We start from the raw sequence: 21218 nt of genomic DNA on the forward strand, positions 1-21218 counted from the left end.
CAGGAGGTAGAGAACTTGACCCTGCTGTCCTACAGCTATTGTATCACGGGCATCTCTAAGCCTGCTGATATCTGAATTATTAACTTTCAAACTTATTATACGAGGAGGAAAGCTATGGAATGGCCAAAACGGACACGAACAGCGGATTGGGAAAACGGTGTCCTAACTTTAGATGGAGAAAAGAAATTTGATATTCCGAAGCTGACCGCAGAGATCATGGAGCGGTTGGCCGGTTACACCCTGGTGGGCTTCCATGTCAAAGGCTATCCGGTGACGGATGAACTGCTGGCCCCCTTTGCCGGGCATAAAAGCATGGTCAACTTCGGCGTGGAAAACGGCACCCTCACCGACGCCTGTTTCCCCTTTTTTTCCGCCATGCCCAAGCTGCGCTATCTGCTGCTGACCGGGAATGCCGGGATCGACGGAAGCGGCTTGTCCGTCCTGCAAAGCTGTAAGCTGGATCTACTGGCCCTTGACCACACCAGGCTGGAGGATGCCGGTCTGCTTCGAGCAGCCTCCATCCCCAAACTCTCCCACATCTGGATCGACCACACTGCTGTTACTTATGATGGACTACTGGCTGTCGCCGGCAACAACTACATCCATCCGGTGGCCCATGTGCAATTTACCAAGGAGCAGATGGAACACTTCTCCCAGCTCCAGCGGGAAAAGGCCAAAAAGCCCGTCCAGCTGGATGAGCAGGCAGCGTCGGAATGCCGCAATGTGTTGTCCGCTTTCTTTGCCGAAATGACAGAATGGGAGCAGTACATGGAGCAGGTTGGGTTTGAAGATGCCGAGGCTGTGCCCCGCCTGCTGGCGATCTGGGAGAAGTATGTGAGCGAAAAGCCCCGTCTGGGCTACCGGCCTCTGGCCCTCTCATACAGCGCCCAGGGCACCTACAACGGGGAAGAATTCCTTGACGCGGAACAGATCACTAAGAACAAGCTCTACATCTACACCAGAGAGAAAAATACCAGCTTTGACCGCCGCTTTCTCATGAAGCGCGTGGGCGAGGGTTGGATGATTGACGCGGTGCAGGAGCGGCTGGACGGCTGGCAACGGACAGGATTGTAAGGGAGGCATAATGGATGATATATAGGTTTACGGAAGTATTAAACGATCTTGTTAATTATTTTCTCCTTGGTGACATTTTGTTGCTGGAGGACTGGAAGCAGGCAAATCATCTTTCAGATGATTTAGCGATGGAGTTTACCACAAACGAAAGCGGCGACAGGATATTTGCCGAAGGAATTGTAATCCCAATGACCGGTATTGAAAACTATCCCTATACCATATTGTTCAATCTCTCTGGTGATAGACCGGAGCTGTGCAAAGAAAGAAACCGATTGCAGCTTAGAAAAAGTGGCTATTCCCTCAAAGTAGATCATAATATGCTGATGCTTTTTACATGGCCAATATTGGAACAGTTTACGCCTGAAAAGGTGAAAGATCTGATTTCTTACTATAGAGTGCATAAGAAGCCGATGATTGAGCTTGCAAATGGCTGGTATCATATCGAGATTTTGGGTGGAGAAACCTTGCAGGACGGGGACTATGAACCTACATTTGAGTTTGTGATACAACCAGCCACAAATGAAGAAGCCACCATAAATGCAGATATGAATTTTAGCTTTGAAATTACAAGCTCTGCTTATTAGTGAAACCTATCCCTACCGAAGATGGAAAAGGAGATCATGATATGGATTTATTGAAACAATGCCAGCAATGGTTTGAACAGGATGAAGCGCAGAAGGTAATCGACACCCTGGAAGCGATTCCTGCCGAGGAGCGCACCCCGGAACTGGACAGCGAATTGGCCAAGGCATATATTGCCGTTGCACATATAGGAGAACGGGAGCCTTTTGAAAAGGCGCTGGAACTTCTGGCTCCCCATGAGGAGTATTTTGCCGAAGATCACTGCTGGAATTATCGAATCGCTTTGGCCTATTACTGTCTGGATGAGGAAGGCCCCGCCCTGCGTTACTTTGAAAAGGCCCTGAAAGCCCGCCCCGGAGACAAAGATACTCAGGAGTACATAAACGATTGCCGCCGTCGTTTGTCCCTGCCCCGCTTTGAAAAGAACTTCCGTGAAAGGACGCAGGAAGCATGGGCAGCCTTTTCTCAGATTGAGGCAGAACTGCGTCAAATCATAGATACGGACGAAACACACCAGCGCGGCGAAGAACTGGTTGAAAAATGCGGGAATGCACTCAAGACGGCCCTGCGTGATACTTCCTTCGAGCTGGGCTTCAATGGCGAAAAGCATGAATTGATCCTCAGTCCAGAGGGGCTTCGCTCCCGCCTGTTCCCGTTGGTGTACTTCCAGAAGCAGGCCCCAGAATCGGTGCTTGAGCATTGGAATATCTGGGTAGGCCGCCAGCCCTGTGAGGGGTTCGAGCTGCGAGCTGGAGAGATTGAAGTTCGGGCTGAGGATGTGCAGATGTGGGCAGAGGAAACAGAGGATCATCAGGTAAGTCTGGTCCTTTACTGTGAAAAGCTGACCCCGATCTTGAAGGAGGACACAGACAAGGTCTGGTGGGCACTCTCTATGCTGGTGGATCAAGCCATCGGAGAAGTTTCCGCTATCGCCTTTGTTGCTGGGTTTGATGTTTATGCTCAACCGAAAGACGAACCGGCCAAGCTGCTTTCCGAACTGCCGGAGTTGCTGCAAAGCATGGGGCTTTCTCTCTGGCGGGATGGCATCGACTACTTGGAAAACAGTTATCTTGCCTATGAACTGGAACCGGTGGAGGACCCGGAGGCTGACTGGCGGCTGGATGTTTATACTGGAAGCTGCCGCCTGCCGGTGCTCATCAACGACTACCTGACTGCCCGCAGTGATATGGTGGATGAGTACCACAAGGATGGCATTGCCGCTGGATTCCTCCTGTACCCGCTGTCCGGTTTTACCGGTGAGGAACGAGTGAAAGCTATTCTGGATTTCCGGGATAACCTGCGGGATGCCATCCTACGGGATGCAGGAGAGGAAGCCGTGACCTTCCTGGGTGGGGCCACTGGTCTGTATTGTGGGTATCTGGATTTTATCGCCTGGGATCTGCCCGCTGTACTAACAGCGGCACAGGCATTCTTTGAGGGAAGCGACCTGCCCTATGCTCACTTCCACGCATTTCGGCGGGATGTGGGCGGTGTGCCGCTACTGGACGAGAAAGAACCGGAGCCTGATATTCATGAGGAAACTGGCTCCCTGCTCTCGACAGAGGATATTGAAATACTGGAGTCCTTTGACGAAGGAACTGCCGCTTACTTTGGGAAAATGCTCGACTGGCTGGAGGTTTTCATCAAAAACGGCGTAGAAGAAGGGCGATTCACCGAAAAGCAGGCGCACCAGGATTTGCAGATCGCCCTCTGGTACGCCTTCGCCTGCAACAATCTGGATGACTATATCCACTACTACCGTGCCGCGGAGTGGATGAAGGATTCCGAGAAAAACGCCGCAGGCTGTGCGACCTGGTACTACCGGTATTCCGTGGCGCTGATGTACTGCGGCAGGCTGGAAGAAGCGCTTAACTACGCGGAAAAAGGCGCCCGGGAGGAGCCGGACTACCCCTGGGTCTGGCTGCAGGTGGGCAAGCTGCGGGCGTATTTTGGTGATAAAACCGGCGCGCTGGATGCCGTGAAACAGGGATTAAAGCTGGAACCGGGCGATTATGAGTTCCTGACCCTGCAAAAAGAGATCAAAGCCGGAGCCACCCTGGAACAGATGGAATACCATTGGATCAACCCCAATGACGACCAGTTGCTCCAGCAGGGGCTGGGCCCAGATGTGGATGATAAGCAGCGCGCCCTGGCCTGTATTCGGGTGGACGAAGCGGGGCTTGCCGAATTTTACGAGTTGTTCCGCCCAGAACGGTATGGCTATCAGAAAAATTCCCCCTGCTGTGAATTCCAATACCCGGTGAAGGAACATCTTGTGGAGCTTTCCTTCCGTATGAACGAAGCTGGACTCTCCAAGATGGGAACCGACTGGCTGCGGCAGCTCAAGGAACGGCTGGACAGCGGTGAATGGCTAACCCACACCCCTGAAGGAGAACCAGAGGGCATTCTAACAGGTGTGTTTGTGGACCAGACCCGCCGCATTGGTCTTGTCTATCAACAGCCGGGAGACGATCAGTATTTTCAGATTTTCCTGAACCCGGACGGCACGAAGGCGGATGCCTTCTGGTCCTCAAGAAAAAACAGCGAGCCGGAGGTTTATTCGGAGGATGAGATGTCTGCGATAGAGCAGCACATCAAAAACACCTTTGGTGAGTTTGAGAATGTGTTCCATGAGCTGGTTTCCCCTGACATCCATGTGGACATCTGCGTTGTTCCTCCCTCTGATGAGCGGGACTATTACACACTGGTAACGATGGGCATGGGTGCTCACCGGATGAATGTGCCGGAGGAACTGGCGGAATACAAGCTGGAGCGAGCAGAGCTGGCCATCGCTCTGCCACCGGATTGGAAACTGGATGAGGAATCCCTGAAGGATGAGAGGTGGTACTGGCCTATTGGCCTCTTGAAAGTGTTGGCCCGCCTGCCCATTTCCAACGATACCTGGCTGGGCTTTGGCCACACAATGGGCAAGCAATCGCCGTTTGCGGAGAACACGAAACTCTGCGGCGCACTTCTGGTGGGTCCGCAGGATGTTGTTTGGAACGGAGGCGAAGTCTGCACTTTGCCAAGCGGCGAGGAGGTCAACTTCTATCAGGTGATCCCGCTCTATCATAATGAGATGGAGTATAAGATGGAGCATGACGCGGACGCTCTGCTGGAAAAGATGGCAGGCATCAGTTTTGTGGTCAATCCCACCCGACAGAATGCCATTACCAGAGGAACGCTTGCAGAGGAGGAGTTCACCGGCGATATGGACGATGCCGCCTGGCACCTGGAATCCATTCAGGAAAAGGGCCTGCCGGTGGATGAGATCAATGCATACAACCACATGGCAATCTATCTGCGCTGGTGCATGGAGCATGATCTGATGAGCGCGGAATTTATGGAGCGGTACTGGGAACAGGTGCAGCCGTTTATGGCAGATCTGAGCCGCGCCGATCTGCGTGGCTTTATCCGGGACCAGCTGAAAGGACAGCTCTTTGGGGCACTGTTCAACAAGGAGGGCGCAGCCTTTGCTGGATATTACTATGGCGAGGCGGACAGCCCGTACTTCCCCAGCGACATTGATAACTATGCTTTGGAGTATTTCGGTTCAGAGCAATATTATTCCGATAAGTTCCAGGATGAAGCCTATCTGTTCATCCCATTTGATGAAAACTATTACCAGGCTATGGCAAAAGTCATGGAAAAGCGGTTCGTCAACTGGCAGGGACAGAGTTTCGATGAGGCCACTCTGGAACCTTCGGACCTTGCGGAAGCCATGATGGAATATCTGGACTGTGAATGTACCTATTTCCCCTCAATGACGGATGATGACCCCATCATGTCGGCATACAACTATGCCAAACGGGAAAGTGTCAAAGAGGGCTTTGTGCCGGTTCTGATTAAGGCGGATGACGAAATCCTGTGGGAATGCCTGATTATGAATTCTGACCCGGACAGTGATGGCGAGGACGACTATGCTTTCGACCCGGACAAAGTTGCCGAATACCGGAAGAAAATGCTCTCCGCCCCTGTCGAGAACAGTAAGGCAGTCCTGGAGGAAATGATTGGGCAGCGCAAGGAAGAAGCCGAGGATGACGATATGGACTGGGATGAGGAGATCCTGGGCGAGATGGAGGGCGGATATGATAACCGTCGTTTTTCAAGCTACTGGAACTCCGATCATAATATGACCTATCCTCTCATTCTGGCTAAAATCCCCGTGAAGAATCCTTGGGAGATTTTTGCCTATCTGCCCTTTGGTGGCTGGAATGAATGTCCTAACACGCCGAAGTTAATGGCAGTTGCGAAATACTGGTTTGAACAGCATGGGGCGGTGCCCGCTGCCATGAGCCACGACGAGTTGGAGTTCCTGCTCCCGGCTCCCGTTTCCGAGGAGAAGGCTATGGATGCAGCAGTGGAACTGTATGGCTTCTGCCCCGATGTGATCGACCAGGGCCCGGAGGAAGCCACCGTGGGTGCTCTGGCCGATGTGCTGCGGCAGTCCACTGTTTGGTACTTCTGGTGGGATTAATGGGAGCCTGCGCGTCATAAAGGAGTTCTTCTCTGCCTTTGTCCAGCCTCTGGAGGAGCGAAATAAGGCAGAAAGAACTTACCGACTGCCAAAGCCAAGACAAAAGTGAATTACCAGAACCTCAAACGGAGCGCCTGCGACAAAGCAGGCGCTCCGTTTTTCTGTCAAAAGTATGTCAGGGGGATATATTTTCCCCAATACAAGTAGAGAGACAACTCGGACACCATCCAAAGGTTATGTCAAAACTATGTCACACGCAAATGTTTGCGGCTAAAGAAGTAGAGGGAGTTTTGAAAAGGAGATGGTCAACATGAAAGAATCTGTCTATAAAAGCTACGACGAACTGCCGCTGTTTCTCAATTCGGAATTGGTGGCAAAGGTACTGGGCGTATCGCTGTCCAGCGGGTATGAACTGATGCGCCAACCAGGCTTTCCGGTGCTGCGTGTGGGCAGCCGCATGGTGGTACCCAAGGAACAGTTCATTCAATGGGTGATGGAGAACACAGAGGGAGGTGTGCACAAATGAGTTTTTTTCAATCAACCTGATCCAAAGCGACGCCGCTTCCCAATTCCAAATGGTGTCTGGAAATGGGAACTGAAACCCCAGGGATTTGCTATCCTCGCCTATCTCTGCTATCTGCATGTCTACTGCAACAAAAATGCCTTGCCCAGTGCGGATGAAATCGCATCCCAACTGCACATGAGCAAGGACATGGCTGTGAAGCAGATTGCCGAACTCAACCGTCGCGGACTGCTGGATCAGTACATGGTTCCAATACTCAAAAGCAACGGCAAGAACTTTTTCTCTCTGCCCAATGAATTGTTTTTCATGAACATCGGTCACGGAGCCATCACGGTCTACGCCTATCTGCTCTACTGCGAGGATCGCCGCACACATCAGTGTCATCCCAGCTACCGCACCATCTCCGCTGCAGTACACTTGACCGTGTCCACTGTGATGAAGCACATCACGAAATTGGCGGACAGGCAGTTCATTACCATCGAGAATACCTCTTACATCGACAAACACGGCATGAAACAGAACGGCAACAACCTGTACACCATCCTGCCAATCCAGGCGACGATGGATCATTGCTACCAGCAGCAGATGCTCCGCTTGGAGGAACGGCAGCGGTGGCAGCAGGCGCAGGCGCTCCTGGCACAGAGCACAGAGAGCGCCACGTGTGCCCCACTGTGAGGCGCTGTGCGCCCTCCTTCGGGGTGTGGCAGAGTCCCTGCCCCACCAAGGGCTTTCAAGGCAGATTTGGCCCGCTTTCGGAGGAAATCTCGAGGACGAAAGGGAAAGCAGGATAAACGCCGGGGTCGCCGGTGGCGCCTTCGGCCGGTCACAACTGCCCGCAGTGCGGGCAGTTACGGGAGTTTTGGGTGTATCAAAAGTGGGGTCAAAAACAGGCGGCGGGGATCACGTTTGTGGTCACAATCCCCGAACTCCTACTGCCATAACGAAAAAATAGGGGTCATGCCCCGGAAAGGAGCAATTTATGGGCAAAAAAGAGAGATTTGCTTTCTATCTCACCCCAGAGAAGAAAGCCATCCTGGAGCGCCGGTATCAGGAGGACGGAAGCCGGAGCATGACCGCCTTCGTCGAGCGGGCGGTGGACTTTTACCTGGACTACCTCAGCGCCAACGACGCCGGCCTTTTCCTCCCCGCCTCCATCAAGTCTTACCTGGACGGGCGGCTGGGACAACTGGAGGAGCGGCTGTCCTCCCTGGCCTTCCGGCAGGCGGTGGAGCAGGACATGGTGGCCGGTATCCTCGCCGACGCCTATCAATTCAGCGACGAGGATCTCCGCCGCCGGAGATCGGAGAGCGTGCAAAATGTGAAAAAGACCAACGGCCGTGTCTCGCTGGAGCAGCGGGTACGTGGGGCTTGGGAGGAGGGCGATGAGTGGCAAGACTGATCCTGAAAAGCCCCTACCTGAAGTGTGACGGAGGAAATTCTGTCAGCGGCTATCTGCGCTACATCGGGACCAGAGAGCGGGTGGAACTGCTCCCGGATGACCGTCCGCCAACGAGAAAGCAGGAGCAGTTGGTCAGAAAACTGACAAAAGATTTCCCGGAGGCGAAGGAGCTGGGTGAGTATTTGGACTACGAATCCAAGCCCACCAAAGCAAACGCCTCTGCATTTATCACCAGGGCGCTGGAGGAAAACTGGCCGGCGGTGCAGCAGTCAGACGGCTACATGAAGTACATCGCCACCCGTCCACGGGCGGAGCGGCTTGGTGACCACGGGCTCTTTGGGGACGAGGACGGTGTGAATCTGGAGCAAGCCATGGACGAATTGGATCACTACACCGGCAACATTTGGACCCACATCATCTCCCTGAAACGCGAGGATGCCGCCCGTCTTGGCTACGACAACGCCAGGGCGTGGCAAAATTTGCTCCGGGCTAACCGCAATGACATCGCCGCAGCGATGAATATTTCTCCGGGAAACTTCCGCTGGTACGCCGCCTACCACGACGAGGGTGACCACCCCCATGTCCACATGATGGCGTGGTCAACGATGCCAAGCGAGGCATACCTGACGCGGGAGGGTATCCACAAGATTAAGTCTCAGTTGACCAATCAGATCTTCCGGCAGGAGATGCTTCACACCTACGAGCAAAAGTCCCAGTCGCGGGATGAGTTGGTGTGGAAGGCACGCAGGGCCATTCGACGTCTGACCCGTGAGATGGCGCAGAGTATCTGCTCGGCTCCTGAGATCGAGCAGAAGATGGAGCAGCTGGCTGGACAGCTGGAGGTTGTCAAGGGCAAGAAGTCCTACGGCTATCTCCCCAAATCTGTGAAGAAAACGGTGGACGAGGTAGTGGACAAACTGGAGGAACTGCCGGTGGTTCAGGCGTGCTACGACCAGTGGTACACCCTTCAAAATGAAGTTGACAGCTACTACCACGACAAACCCAGAGAGAAGAAAAAGCTGTCCCAGGAGAAGGAGTTCCGGCAGATCAAAAACGCTGTCATCCAGGAGGCGGAGCGTATCCGTCTGGGGGAGATCACTTTCGAGGATGCGAACTTGGCTGGCCACGACGAGGCGGAGCAGGTGCGTGGTGAGTCTGATGCCTGCTGGAAACTGCGGCAGATCATCCGGGACGAGTCTCTTTCTCTGGCAGACCGTGACGAGGTGGCAGAGGAACTGGAGCGGCTGGCGGAGCGAGGCGACACCCATGCTCAATACTTGATGGGTCAGCTCTATCGGGACGGTCCTCTGCTGATTCCGGACATCCAGAAGGAAAAGCACTGGCTCACCCAAGCGGCCAAACGAAACCTACCAGAGGCACAGTATGCCCTGGGTAAACTGCTTCTCTCTGACGATCCCGAAGTCCGAGAACCGGACGAAGGCATCCGCTGGCTGAAAGAAGCGGCGGCCCAGGGAAATTCCTGGGCCGCCTACCGGCTGGGAAAGGAGTATCTGACCGGCGAGGTGCTGACTAAAGATACCTCCAAAGTGGTAGATTGGTTCACACAATCTGCAGAAGCGGACGACCAGTACGCCCAGTATATGCTGGGTAAGTTATACCTGACTGGGCAGGGAGTGACTCACGACCAGACCAAGGCGATGGTCTGGTTCAGCCGCTCCGCCGCCCAGGGGAACCAGTACGCTCAGTTCTTCCTGGAACGGCAAAACGACCTCCGTCCGCCCTCCGTCATGCTGGCGGCCACGCGCCTGCTCTACCACATGAGCCGGATCTTTGAGGATCGCTCCCTGCCCCACTCCAGCGGCGGCCTACACGTTGACCGCAAACTCCGAAGAAAAATCCAGGAGAAGAAAATCGCCATGGGCCACAAGCCGGACGACCACGCAGAGGAGCAGAACCAGGGAGGAATGATCATGGGCGGGATGTGACCCCCTCAAAAATTACGGCACTGTAAACAACAAAAAGCCCTCGGGATCTGATGCCCAGCGGGAACTGACAACTGAAACTGCGCCCCCAAATGATAACAATTTGATAATAGTGCGCCGTGCCCCTGGCTATTTCCTGTTTCTGTGGTATGTTGTGTTGCTGAGGAGGAATGAAGAACATGACGACTAATCAAATGCCAGTCCAGCGGTGCCAATACTGCGGGAGCGACGATCTGGGCCTGGGCTGGCAGCACGGCGAGGCGCTTGTGACCTACAAGAAACACGGACTCCTGGGCAGCCGGCTTCGGTATCTGATCTGCCGCCGCTGTGGGGCCGTGGTGTATCAATGGGTAGCGGAGCCTCACAAATATCCGCCTATCAAGTGAGCCCCCCAAAAATTGCATCGCAAATCAAAGATAAAAATCTCGGAGGTGACGGAAATGGCAAAGCGAAGACCATCCGGCGACGGCATGGTTCGTAAACGGGAGGACGGCCGGTGGGAGGGCCGCATCGTGGTGGGCCACAAGGAAAACGGTGATTCCATCTTCCGCTATGTCTACGCAGATACCCAAAAAGAATTGACCACCAAACTCCGGCAGAACATCGACGCCTATCAGGGAGTGGACCTGACGGAGGAGAGCAGAATGACGCTGTCAGAGTGGCTGGACCGGTGGCTGGAGCAGATGTCACTCACCCTGCGGCCCGACACCCTGAAACGGTACCGAGGTGACATAGGCCGCCATGTCAAACCCCGCCTGGGGCGGAAGAAGCTCACGCAACTCACCGCTGAGGATCTGCGTGACCTATACCGTGAGCTTCAGGACCGTGGACGGATCGCCCCCCGCCCCGGTCAAAGCCTCGGCCTCTCTCCCACCACTGTCCACGGCATCCACGCCGTCCTCCACCAGGCCCTCCAAGCGGCGGCAGACCAGGGGCTGATGCCCAACAACCCTGCCAAACACGTGAAACCTCCTAAAGTTCCCCACAAGGCGATGAACATTCTGACCGAGGAGCAGCTGGAGGTCTTTCTGGCCGCAACGGACCGGGACCCGATTTGGCGGGACTTCTTCTACACGGAACTCACCACCGGTCTGCGGCTGGGTGAGATCTGTGGCCTCATGTGGAGCGACTTCGATGGGCAAAAGGGCACCCTCAGCATCTCCCGCACGCTGCGTAAAGAAAAAGGCGGACGGCTGGTGGCCGGGGACACCAAGACCTACGCCGGGACCCGGACCATCCTCCTGCCCACCAGCACGGCGGAACGGCTGCGGCTGCGAAAAAAGACTTCCTACTCACCTTGGATCTTCCATGACCCACTTCGCCCGGAAGCCCCGCTGAACCCCGGCACCGCATACCGCCAGCTGAAAAAAGTCCTGCAGGAGACCGGACTGCCTGAACTTAGATTCCACGATTTAAGGCACACCTTCGCCACCCACGCCCTGGCCAGCGGAGTGGATGCCAAAACGCTCTCCGGCATTCTGGGCCACACCAAAGCCAGCTTCACCCTGGACACCTACACCCACACCACCGGGGATATGCAAAAGCGGGCGTCGGAGATCGTGGGCGGGTTCCTGACCGACTATTTGGGAGAGGAGATGGCTCCGTGGCAAAACGCAGAAAACACGGCGACGGCAGTGTCCGCCTGAGAAAGGATGGCCGCTGGGAAGGGCGCATCGTCATCAACTATGATGAGAAGGGCCTGCCCAAAACCAAAAATGTCCTTGCTAAAACGAAAACGGAATGTGCGGTCAAGCTGAAAGAGCTGCGGGAGCGCCTGGAGACGCCCGCCCCCGAACCAACCAGGCCGGGGATCACGCTGGGTGCCTGGCTGGACCGCTGGTATCAGGAATACAAGAAAGCAAACCTCCGGCCCAACACCCAAATGTCATACGAGCGGCGGATCTATCAGCACATCATCCCCGCCTTAGGCCATATCCAGCTGGACAAGCTGACCACCGGGAACATCCAGCAGTTCTATGCCGGCCTGAAACAGAGTGGGCGGCTGCTGCGCACAGAACTCTATGGTGCAGGTCTCTCGGATCAAACCATCCGGGGCATTCACACCACCCTCCACGCGGCACTGGACAAGGCAGTGGAGGAGAAGCTGATCTTCCGCAACCCAGCGGACAGTTGTAAACTTCCGCCTGTCAAGGGCAGAGAAATGAAGGTTCTGACTCCGGAGGAGATCCAGCGGCTACTGATCCAAGCCAGGGAGGACGGATGCTACGAACTGCTCCTCCTGGAGCTGTCCACCGGCCTGCGCCGGGGCGAAATCCTGGCCATCCAATGGGACGATCTGAATCTCCGTACCGGCGCCCTGCGGGTGGAGCGGCAGGTCCACCGGGTAAGAGGCGAGCTGGTGGTATCCCCGCCCAAGACCAGGGCGGGCAATCGGACGGTGCTCCTCCCCGCCCCGGTCCTGAACGTGCTCAAGTCCTATAAAAATGGTATCCACTCCCGGTGGATGTTCCCCTCGCCCGTGAAGGAGGACTCCCCGCTGGACCCGGCCGCCGTCCGGAAGCGGCTTCAGACGGTGCTGGAACGGGCGGAGTGCAAGCGCCTGCGGTTCCATGATCTGCGGCACACCTTCGCCACCGCCTCCCTGGAACACGGCATGGACATCAAGACGCTGAGCACCATTATCGGCCATGTGTCCAGCGCCACCACCCTGAACACCTACACCCACGTCACCGATGCCATGCGGCAGAGCGCGGCGGACAAGATCGACAGGGGGATCGGGAGAGCCGAACCGAAGCCCAGGCGGGAAGTGGCACCCCAGAAACCTCCTCCCAGCACATTCCAGGCCCGCAAGGGACAGCGGCGCAAACCAGGTACCGGCTGCGTCACCCAAATCAACGACCATCTGTGGGAGGGCCGTTACTCCCCCATCGTCAATGGCCAGCGCATGGCCCGGAATGTCTACGCGAAAACGGAAGCCGAGTGTGAGAAAAAGCTGGCAGAACTGATCCGGGAAATGAAGGCGGAGATCGCTGCCGGAAAAGAGCAGGTGAAGCAGCAAAACCAGCAAGTTGAACAAACAGGCCTCCGAGGGCAAAGCGCCCTTGGAGGCCCGTCTTATCTCTGTCTGTGGCTTGTTCTGTGGTCAAAGGCAAAAGCTAAAATTCAAGCTACCAAAAATAGTTGCAAAAAATAAAGAAAATACCCACTTTCCGTCTGAAAAGCGGGTATTTTATGGAGCTGCTACCCAGATTCGAACTGGGGACCTCATCCTTACCAACTGATTGGGAGGATAGGGTTTGCTGCTTTCAGACCCTTTTGCACCCTCTTCACTCCGGGGTGCCATCCTTTCCGGAGCTCTTGTGTCCATTGTCTCCGTCCGCTCGTTTCCCCGTGTGGGTCACAGTGTGGGTCAAAGGCCGCCGCGAGCCAGCCATTGCTCCTCCGGCGCAACCGGACTGTTACCAGTCCGCCTCACCCCACCGGCTCCGGGAGAGGCTCAGAACCTCTCCGCTCTCATCGAACAGTGTTTCGCGGACGCCTTCGGCGGCGTTGGCGCTCCAATAGTTGGGGGCGGAGACGCTGGAGAGGAACACACCGTCGGAAAACTGCGCGTAGATGTTGCCCTCAAAGTCCGGCAGGTACTCCGGCACATAGGTTCTGATATACACCAGGCACTCCCGGGCGGCAAAGAACACGTTGTCCCGAACCTCCACGGTGCCGTCCTGCATATTGGGGCCGCCATCGATGGTAAATGCCCCCGTCGTAAAGCCGTCTACGTCCTCGCCGGTGTCCACCCAGTCGCTCATGGTGCTGTAAAAGACCAGGTTGTCCCGGAAGCTGACGTTTCTGAACTGGTGGTCGGGGTTTGCCGCCTCGTCCCAGTTGAAGTAGATGAGTGCAGAACCGCAGTGATAAAACACATTGCCCTCAATGGTCACATCCGTCACGTCAAAGGCCTGGCCGCTGAACTCGATGGCGGTCTCCAGTCCCAGCCCTTCCTGATAGGTCTCATGGACGTAGTTGTTGCGGAAGGTGTTGCGGCTGGAGCTGGCTCCGCCCACGCCGCCGTTGCGCTGCACGCCCGCGGCGTAGCCGGTGATGGTGTCCAGCGCGTACGACGCGGCACAGCCGCCGCCCCAGCCCAGCTCACAGTTCTGCACCAAGACGCCCTCACACTCCGGCGAGACGGAGAGAATGTTCCGCCCCGTGTAGAGTACGGCGAGATTGTCGATCACCACGTCGTCCGCCACACCGTCGAAGGGCGCGCAGGGGGAGAGAAACTCCATGTCCGGGTATAGCTCGCCGGGGTTGCCCCCGTCGCAGCGCAGATACAGCGGCCCATCGGCGGTAAGGCAGTACTGCTCCCGCTCCCCGGTATCCACCCAGCCGCTCAGGTAGATGGGCAGCGAGTCAGGGAGGCCGCTGCCGGCCTCGCAGAAGAAGGTGAGATTTTCGGTCAGTTGCTCCGCCGGGTCAAATTCCGGCATTGCGGCCTGCTCCGCCATCGCCTCCTCCGTCCGGTCAGTGCTCCACAGCTCGCTCACCGGCTGGAAGCACTCCCCGTTCCAGAAGCCCTGGACTTTTACAGCCCCGAGCGTGTCAGTCAGTGCGATGGAGCCGCAGTCCAGCATGGGGCGGTCGTAGACCCAGATCTTGCTGCCGTCCTCGCCCTCGTGCCAAAGCGTCCACTTCTCCGCGCCGCCGCCGTTTTCCACGGAGCCGTACAGCCCCGGTTTGTTTCCCTCACCGTAGGCGGAGTAGGTGACGCCTGGCTTAGTGTATACCTGCGCCGCCCGCCAGACGCCGCCCCGCTCAAAGAACACTGCATCACCGTATTGCAGCGGCTGGGCATTCAGGCGGTCGATGGTCGCCCAGGCGGTCTCCGGGCTGAGACCGTCATTGGCATCGTCCCCGCTGTTGGAGACATAGTAGGCTGTCCCGGTATAGGTCTCACCGGGCACAAATGTGTCGCCTTTCGCAATGGCGGTCTCAGAGGCCAAAACGGCGTCCCGCCGGTCCCGGCCAGCCTGGAGCAGCTCCTCCACCCGGGCAGTGACCGCCTGATCCTCCGGGAAGCGTTCGGCAGTCTCGGGCAAGCTCTCAAACAGCCGCACTGCGGCCACGGCGGCGTCCTCATAGGTCAGGGGCTCCGTGAGATGCATGGTGAAAGTCCCGTAGTCAAAGTCCAGTAGCGGCTCGCCGGTGATGAGCGACAGGCGGCTGACAACGAAGTTCTGGCTGGCGTTCAGGTAATTCATCTCCTGCCTGTCCTCCATCTGGCTGGACACCGAGACGCAGACGCGATCCCAGTTTTCACCGAACTCTTCAAAGAGCCGGTAACCGCCCCGGATGTCCGTACCGAAGGCGTCCCAGTTCTCATCCGTCCGACCGCCCAGGAGATAGGGCGCGAAGCCCATCGTAAACTCCGTGGCGTCCATGTGCTCGGCGGCGTAGAGCAGAAACATCGCGCAGTAGTCGCGATAGATCCCCTCGTCCGAGGCGTGGGCAGTCAGCTCCCGCCAGCCCTCCACGTCCCCGCCGGCCGCCTCGATGACAGCGGCCAGCATGTCAGCCATCTCCTTCTCTGTCGCTGCGGCGCTGGGGTCGCGATCAGGGTTCTCCTCCCCGAAGCCATACCAGAAAAAGCGTTCGTACTCCTCAGCCGGAGCGGGTCCCTCCGGGAAACCCCATGCCGCGCCGCCTGTCACCGGGGATGAGGCGTCCTGCCCTGCGCAGCCCGTCAGCACGGCGACCAGCAGCGCAAGCGCCAGAACTCTTTTTTTCATAGCCTCACTCCAGCACTGAGCCGCTCAACCACTGGGCGACCGTGTCCGCGTCAAACTGATCCTTCGGGGCGGTGAGGTAGATACTGCCAAAGGACTCCTCCCCCTGGAGCAGCACATAGTAGCACAGCTGACCGTCCTCCTGGATGAACTGGGCGGCGTAATTGCCGTAGTCGTCATAGTCGAATACCGTCCCCTCCGGTACAGAGTCCTGGACGCCGCTGCGGGTGGAGTAGTCCTCCAGGTCGGCGGGCAGGGGCACCCCCGCCATCTCATAGGCATCCGTGCCAAAGCGGTTGGCCTGGATGTAATAGCCGTCCTTCTCAAAGGTGGCGTAGGTGGTGGGCAGAGGCTCAGCGATCTCTCCCGCCTCCTGGGTGAAGCCCTCGGGCAGCGTAAAGGTGCCAAGTCCCTCCACGGCATACTCCACCAGCGTCTCCTGCTGGGTGGGTTCCTCGGCCTGGGCAGGTTCCTCGGTCTGAGTGGGCTCCTCCGTTCCGCCGGAGTTCTCCGCGTCCGCTCCCGGATTTCCGCAGGCGCTCAGCGCCAGCAACAGGCACCCCGCCAGGCAGAGGGCGATCCATTTCCTTCTGTTCATGCTGTTGACCTCCTTGCAATTCCGCTTTCGCCGGTTTGCCTCCAGCATACCATACAGGAGGTCAAAAGTGGTGCGCAGGCTGCGCACTTATCCCTGATACACGATCTCAAAGGGCGCCTGGGCCAGCTGCTCCCGGGCCAGCCCCTGGTGGCGGGAGCTGAGCACCAGCCGCGTAAGCCAGGGGCAATCCAGCAGGGGCGTCAGGTCGGTGAGATGGTTATCCCGCAGATCCAGCTCCGTCAAGGCTGGAATGGATGCGGCGAACGCCAGGTCCCGCGTCCCGGTCTCCGTCAGATTGACATACTGCAGAGAGGAAAGTGTTGTCAAAGCCTCCAGGTGGGAGACGGCGCTGCCGGAGAAGTCCACCTCCCGGAGGCGCTGAAGCGCCTGAAAAAGAGACAGATCCAGCCCATCGGTGGAGTACAGCCGCAGTTCCTCCAGCCCCGTCAGCCCCGCCAGGGTCTCCGCGGCCCCCTCTGGCATACTGCCGGTGACCAGCCGGGTGAGGCTGGGGCACGTCTCCAGGGGCGTGTAGTCCGTCACCCAGGTGGTGCGCACGTTCAAATACTGGATGTCGCTACCGGCAAAGGCCGCCACGGAGGTGACACCGGTAGCCTCCAGTATTACCTCCCGAAGCATCGGCAGCTGGGCCACCCCCTCCGCTGTCCGCACCGGATTCTCGCCCAGATTCAGTACCTGCAGCTTCGTCAGACCAGCCAGCGGGCTGAGATCGGACACCTGGTTTCCTGTCAGGCTGAGATATTCCAGGGGCAGTTCCGCCAAGGGAGACAGATCGGAGATCTGTTGGTAGTCCAAAATCAGCACCCGCAGGCCGCTGCATCGCGCCAACAGCTCCAGATCCTCATCGCCGATGTCCCCGTGGGGCGTCTGCACCACATAGAAGTCGTGGGCTTCTTCCGCATGGGCCTCGTGCTCCTGAAGGGTGCTCATCCGCTGCTGGCCGCACACCAGCAGCTGCTCCACCTCCCCCAGCCGCTCCGCCGGGATGGGCTCCCCGGCTTCCAGCCCCAGCTCCTGGCACAGGGCCGCTTCCAGCAGGGGAGAGGAGACCTGCACTTCATCCTCATGGGCGGAGGGCCCCAACAGAAGGAACAGCAGCGCCGCACACACGCCGCAAACGGCCACTCCGGCCGTCCGTCGCCGCCAGCGGCCCTGCAGCGCCCGGGACACGGCCTGGGCCGAGGGGTAGCGATCCTGGGGATCAAAGGCCGTACACCGACGGATGATCCAAACAAGTGCGCCCCGCCCCGGCAGCCGGGGCAGGGGATCATAGCCGCCGGTGAGCAAAAAGCGCATCAGCATCCCCAGGCTGTACACATCGGAGCGCTGGTCCGTCTGCTGGTAGCCGAACTGCTCCGGCGGCGCGGTAGCCTGGGTGCCCAGGAACACCGTGTCCTCCCGCCGCTCCGCCCGGTAGCGGCGGGCCGTTCCCAGGTCAATGAGATGACAGCGGCCCGCCCCGTCCCGGATCACATTCTGGGGCTTCACATCCCGGCAGATCACCGGCGGATTCTGGCTGTGGAGATCTTCCAGAACCCGGCACAGGGACAGGGCCGTCTCCCGCACCTGCCTGGGAGGACGCGGCCCCCGGGTGTCCACCCACTCCGCCAGGCTAATTCCTTCTACATATTCCCGGACCAGGTACTCCCTCCCCTCCCACTCCAGATAGTCCAGTGGGCAAGGAATCTGGCGGTGATGGAGCTCCCGCAGCAGGTCATACTCCCGGCGCAGGGTGTCCTCCCGCCCCGCCGGCTGTGTCTTCAGCACCGCCTGCCGGCCAGCCTGATCCCGAAGCAGATACACCTGCCGCTCCCCATCCTTCAGACAGGACTGGACCGTGTACCGCACACTCCACTCCGGGGGCAGAGTCAGGGTGTCCAGCACCTGCTCCTGGTACTCTTTCAAAAACTGTTCCCGCTCTCCCATGTCAGTGCTCCCCGGCATAGAGGCTCCGCTCCGGCAGGGAGGAGAGCAGCTCCTCCGCCTGCAGCAGGCTCATCTTCTGGTTCAGCGCGAAGATCACGGCGGCGTCCCGGCGCACGCGGGGATAGAGTGCCCCGCATCCACCCACCGCCAGAAGGCGCTGGGTCTCCTTCAGCGACAGGCCCAGGGCCAGGGCGGTGCGCAGCAGGATATCCCGCCCCGGAACCCGTTCCCCCCGCAAGATCTGATAGCCGTAGGATTTGCTCACGTCAGCCGCAGTCATCCACTCCGGGGCGCTCAGGCCCGCTTTCTCCAGCAGTTCCAGCAGTACCTGTGAACAGGTGGAGACCGTCTCCTCCTGATTCAGGAGTTTCCTTCCGCTCTCCCAGCTTTTCAGTCTGTGAAACAGTTCGCTTGTGGTGTCCGGCATCTGTCTCCCTCCTCCCCAATTGTATGTCCATTATACCGGTAATTTTAAAAATTCCAAAGGAATTTTTCCGGGGGAGCAGACAAATATCTGCGGTAAATTCTGTAGGCGGAACCGTTTGCCAGAAACGCCCTCTCCGGTCAGATTTTGATATGCAATACAAAGAAAACGGCTCTGCTCCTCTGCTATCGGAAACACCGATGCGTCTCCTACTTCCCCCTGTGCGCTCCTGTGTGCCTCCCTGGAGACAGGATGGCTCCGTAACCCCGGCGGAGCGGAACAGGGGCGTGTGGGGGCCGTGTGCCCGGCGCTGGCCCGTTGCCCTGGTTCCCATCCGCGACCGGTTTGTGCCCCAAGCCCGGAGCGATTTGCCCCGCCGATGAGGGAGAAATGGACGGTCGAAAAAAGTGCGGGAAAAACCATACCACATCTCCTCGCAGTGCGGAGAGCGCTTGTGCCGCCAGTACTTGCACGGCCGGGGAGCGGATTTTACCCACCCTCGGGTGGGGCAAGCAGAGCGTTTGGCTTGCCGCGAGCGGCAACCAAACGCCTTTTTGCGGGCGGAAGCCCGCACCCACTTTTTCTGCCCTGCGGGGCCAATTGATAACTTTCTGATAACTCCGTCCGTTTGGTATGGCTATCCACAAAAATTTTTGGTATGTTGTCGTTCCCGGAATGGGAGCGGCGGCATACCAAATTTTTATGCGGAGGTGATGGAACATGGCAGTCCGAACCAGAAACCAGGTGATCGCCTTCCGGGTCACTCCGGCAGAGGTAAAGAAGATTCGGGAGAAGGTGCGCCTGTCTGGCCTGAGCCAGCAGGAGTACCTGCTCCAGGCTTCACTGAAACAGCCGATTCTTGTGATCCACGAACTCAAGCCCATCCTGGCGGAGCTGCGCGCCTGGGGAAGAAACCTAAACCAGCTCACTGTCCTGGCTCACACAGGTCATATCCAGACGGTGTACCTGAACGAGTTGACGGAGGCACTGGGTAAGACCTATGAGGCGCTGAACGGTCTACTCACAGAGAAAGGGCAGGTGATCTCCTCTGGCGACTTGCAGCTACATTAAGGAGCAGAAGCAGACGGCGGGCGCCATGGGGCGGGTGATCCGCTATGTGTCCCAGGAGAAAAAGACGATGGACGAAACCGGCCGCCGCTATCTCTCCGGAGTAAACTGTACGCCGGAGCTGGCACAGAAAAGTTTCATGGCTACCAAGAATCTTTATGGAAAGGCCGATGGGATCTTCTTCTACCAGTACGTCCAGTCCTTCTCACCCAAGGAAGAAGTCACACCTGAAGAAGCGCACCAAATCGCTCAAGAACTGGCGGAGCGGTTCTTCCCAGGCTGCGAGGTGCTGGTGGCCACGCACATGGACACGGAACACCTGCACTCCCACCTGATCGTCAACTCGGTTCACCCGGACACCGGGAAAAAGCTGCACTTCACGCCCAACACTCTGGAGCAGATGCGGAAGGTCAGCGACCAGCTCTGCGAGGAGCACGGCCTCAGCACCTTGAAGCCATACCAACAGGATCGGCGCACCCAGGGCCTGCGGACTGGGGAATATCGGGCGGCTAACCGAGGAGATAGCTGGAAGTTCCAGCTGATCATCACAATCGAGGAAGCCATGAAACGAGCTGGGACGCGAGAGGAGTTCCTGCGTGAAATGAACCAGCAGGGCTATCAGGTGCGGTGGGAGGCGGGGCGAAAGAGCATCACCTACACCACGCCCACGGGAAAGAAGTGCAGAGACGACAAACTGCACGAGCTGAAATTCAGAAAGGAGCAGATGGAGCATGAATTCCGAATACGGCAGCGAGCAACACAACAGTTCGCTGGACGCCCTGAAGCAGAGACAGAAAGCATCACCAACAATGCCCACCTTCACAGGCCAGCAGGCCAACATCCTCTACACCATGCCAATCCAGACCGTGGAGCGGTTGGAACAAGTCCTGCGGAGCACTCTGGCACTCCAGGAGAACATCCGGAGCGAGATAGACTCTCTGGCTACCAAAAAGAGCCTGGAACCTCTAGCTACAGCGGATCTGCTGGCCCGCTGGCTGAATCAGACAAAGGATCTCCATCAGGAGATGTGTCAGAACCTGGAGAAAGTCCAGCGTGGGATTCAGGAGGAGAACCGACAGGCTGGGAAGCAGAGAGACGAATTTATGAGGCAGCTCTCCGAACAGGCCCGGGAGTTCCGGGGAGATGGCTCGGAACTGATGAATACCTTCCAGAGATGGGCAGCCCGCACGATTCTGAGTTCCGCGGCGGCGGCCGTGGTGATCAGCATCCTGATCTGCAGGCTGCTGACGTGACCGAAGATGTCCTCCGCCTGCTGGCCAGATTGGAACAGCAGGCGGACAGCGACGTAATGGACGCAACGACCCGGCACAGTCATGGAGACCGAAAAGCGCTGGCCAAGGAGCAGGCGAAGAAAATCGCCATGGGGCACAGGGCGGACGATCACGAGGAAGGACAGAAAATGAACTGAACGACTTCCC

General features: G+C 57.7%; 18 protein-coding genes. 13 read left to right on the plus strand and 5 right to left on the minus strand.

Features of this window, described 5'->3' with window-relative positions; genetic code table 11:
- The first annotated feature begins 114 nt into the window (after positions 1-114).
- From B5F19_RS08600 to B5F19_RS08645, 10 genes are all read left to right on the plus strand, one after another.
- Positions 115-1074, plus strand: coding sequence for an NTF2 fold immunity protein (locus B5F19_RS08600; RefSeq protein WP_087289696.1), 960 nt, complete (start codon positions 115-117; stop codon positions 1072-1074).
- 14 nt (positions 1075-1088) lie between these two features.
- Positions 1089-1658, plus strand: a complete 570-nt coding sequence (locus tag B5F19_RS08605) for a hypothetical protein (protein WP_005928002.1) — start codon at positions 1089-1091, stop codon at positions 1656-1658.
- A gap of 41 nt (positions 1659-1699) precedes the next feature.
- Complete coding sequence (locus tag B5F19_RS08610) at positions 1700-6133, plus strand: suppressor of fused domain protein (protein ID WP_087289697.1); 4434 nt, start codon at positions 1700-1702, stop codon at positions 6131-6133.
- 310 nt (positions 6134-6443) lie between these two features.
- Entirely contained in the window at positions 6444-6659 is a 216-nt protein-coding gene (locus tag B5F19_RS08615) for a helix-turn-helix domain-containing protein (RefSeq protein ID WP_087289698.1), read from the plus strand.
- Positions 6660-6845: 186 nt separating this feature from the next.
- Positions 6846-7331 carry a helix-turn-helix domain-containing protein gene (locus B5F19_RS08620; protein ID WP_242972749.1) on the plus strand — a complete coding sequence of 162 codons (486 nt, stop codon included), beginning with the start codon at positions 6846-6848 and terminating at the stop codon, positions 7329-7331.
- A 304-nt stretch (positions 7332-7635) separates the two neighbouring features.
- On the plus strand, positions 7636-8055 hold the full coding sequence (locus B5F19_RS08625; RefSeq protein ID WP_087289699.1) for a hypothetical protein: 420 nt from the start codon (positions 7636-7638) through the stop codon (positions 8053-8055).
- Positions 8043-10001 (plus strand): MobP3 family relaxase, encoded by a 1959-nt coding sequence (mobP3, locus tag B5F19_RS08630; RefSeq protein ID WP_204248309.1) that lies wholly within the window; start codon positions 8043-8045, stop codon positions 9999-10001. Before B5F19_RS08625 ends, mobP3 begins: the two co-directional genes overlap by 13 nt.
- A 176-nt stretch (positions 10002-10177) precedes the next feature.
- Positions 10178-10384, plus strand: coding sequence for a hypothetical protein (locus tag B5F19_RS08635; protein ID WP_087289700.1), 207 nt, complete (start codon positions 10178-10180; stop codon positions 10382-10384).
- Between the two features lie 54 nt (positions 10385-10438).
- A complete protein-coding gene (locus tag B5F19_RS08640; RefSeq protein ID WP_087289701.1) occupies positions 10439-11644 on the plus strand; it encodes a site-specific integrase in 1206 nt (401 codons plus the stop codon).
- Entirely contained in the window at positions 11602-13152 is a 1551-nt protein-coding gene (locus B5F19_RS08645; protein ID WP_087289702.1) for a site-specific integrase, read from the plus strand. The genes B5F19_RS08640 and B5F19_RS08645 overlap by 43 nt, the downstream gene beginning before the upstream one ends.
- Positions 13153-13417: 265 nt before the next feature.
- On the opposite strand, the gene B5F19_RS08650 is transcribed toward B5F19_RS08645, so the two are convergent.
- From B5F19_RS08650 to B5F19_RS08665, 4 genes are all read right to left on the minus strand, one after another.
- The gene (locus B5F19_RS08650; RefSeq protein ID WP_087289703.1) at positions 13418-15745 is read right to left on the minus strand and encodes a right-handed parallel beta-helix repeat-containing protein; all 2328 of its coding nucleotides are present in this window, start codon (positions 15743-15745) and stop codon (positions 13418-13420) included.
- Positions 15746-15749: 4 nt separating this feature from the next.
- Positions 15750-16340, minus strand: a complete 591-nt coding sequence (locus tag B5F19_RS08655) for a hypothetical protein (RefSeq protein WP_087289704.1) — start codon at positions 16338-16340, stop codon at positions 15750-15752.
- A gap of 87 nt (positions 16341-16427) precedes the next feature.
- Entirely contained in the window at positions 16428-18305 is a 1878-nt protein-coding gene (locus B5F19_RS08660; RefSeq protein ID WP_087289705.1) for a leucine-rich repeat domain-containing protein, read from the minus strand.
- A complete protein-coding gene (locus tag B5F19_RS08665) occupies positions 18289-18714 on the minus strand; it encodes a helix-turn-helix transcriptional regulator (RefSeq protein WP_087289706.1) in 426 nt (141 codons plus the stop codon). Before B5F19_RS08665 ends, B5F19_RS08660 begins: the two co-directional genes overlap by 17 nt.
- A 717-nt stretch (positions 18715-19431) precedes the next feature.
- On the opposite strand from B5F19_RS08665, the gene mobC reads away from it, so the two are divergent.
- A complete protein-coding gene (gene mobC / locus B5F19_RS08670; protein ID WP_204248310.1) occupies positions 19432-19782 on the plus strand; it encodes a plasmid mobilization relaxosome protein MobC in 351 nt (116 codons plus the stop codon).
- Between the two features lie 202 nt (positions 19783-19984).
- Here the strand turns inward: mobC and B5F19_RS17975 are convergent, their stop codons facing one another.
- A complete protein-coding gene (locus tag B5F19_RS17975) occupies positions 19985-20512 on the minus strand; it encodes a hypothetical protein (protein WP_242972750.1) in 528 nt (175 codons plus the stop codon).
- On the opposite strand from B5F19_RS17975, the gene B5F19_RS17980 reads away from it, so the two are divergent.
- Both B5F19_RS17980 and B5F19_RS17985 read left to right on the plus strand, forming a co-directional pair.
- The gene (locus B5F19_RS17980) at positions 20511-21032 is read left to right on the plus strand and encodes a hypothetical protein (protein WP_242972751.1); all 522 of its coding nucleotides are present in this window, start codon (positions 20511-20513) and stop codon (positions 21030-21032) included. The two genes, B5F19_RS17975 and B5F19_RS17980, sit on opposite strands and share 2 nt — an antisense overlap.
- Positions 21029-21208: a hypothetical protein gene (locus B5F19_RS17985; RefSeq protein WP_242972752.1), complete on the plus strand. Its 180-nt coding sequence runs from the start codon at positions 21029-21031 to the stop codon at positions 21206-21208. The genes B5F19_RS17980 and B5F19_RS17985 overlap by 4 nt, the downstream gene beginning before the upstream one ends.
- The last annotated feature ends 10 nt before the right edge of the window (positions 21209-21218 follow it).

The sequence above is a fragment of the Pseudoflavonifractor sp. An184 genome (genome assembly GCF_002160305.1).
In the GTDB taxonomy this organism is placed as follows: Bacteria; Bacillota; Clostridia; order Oscillospirales; family Oscillospiraceae; genus Lawsonibacter; species Lawsonibacter pullicola.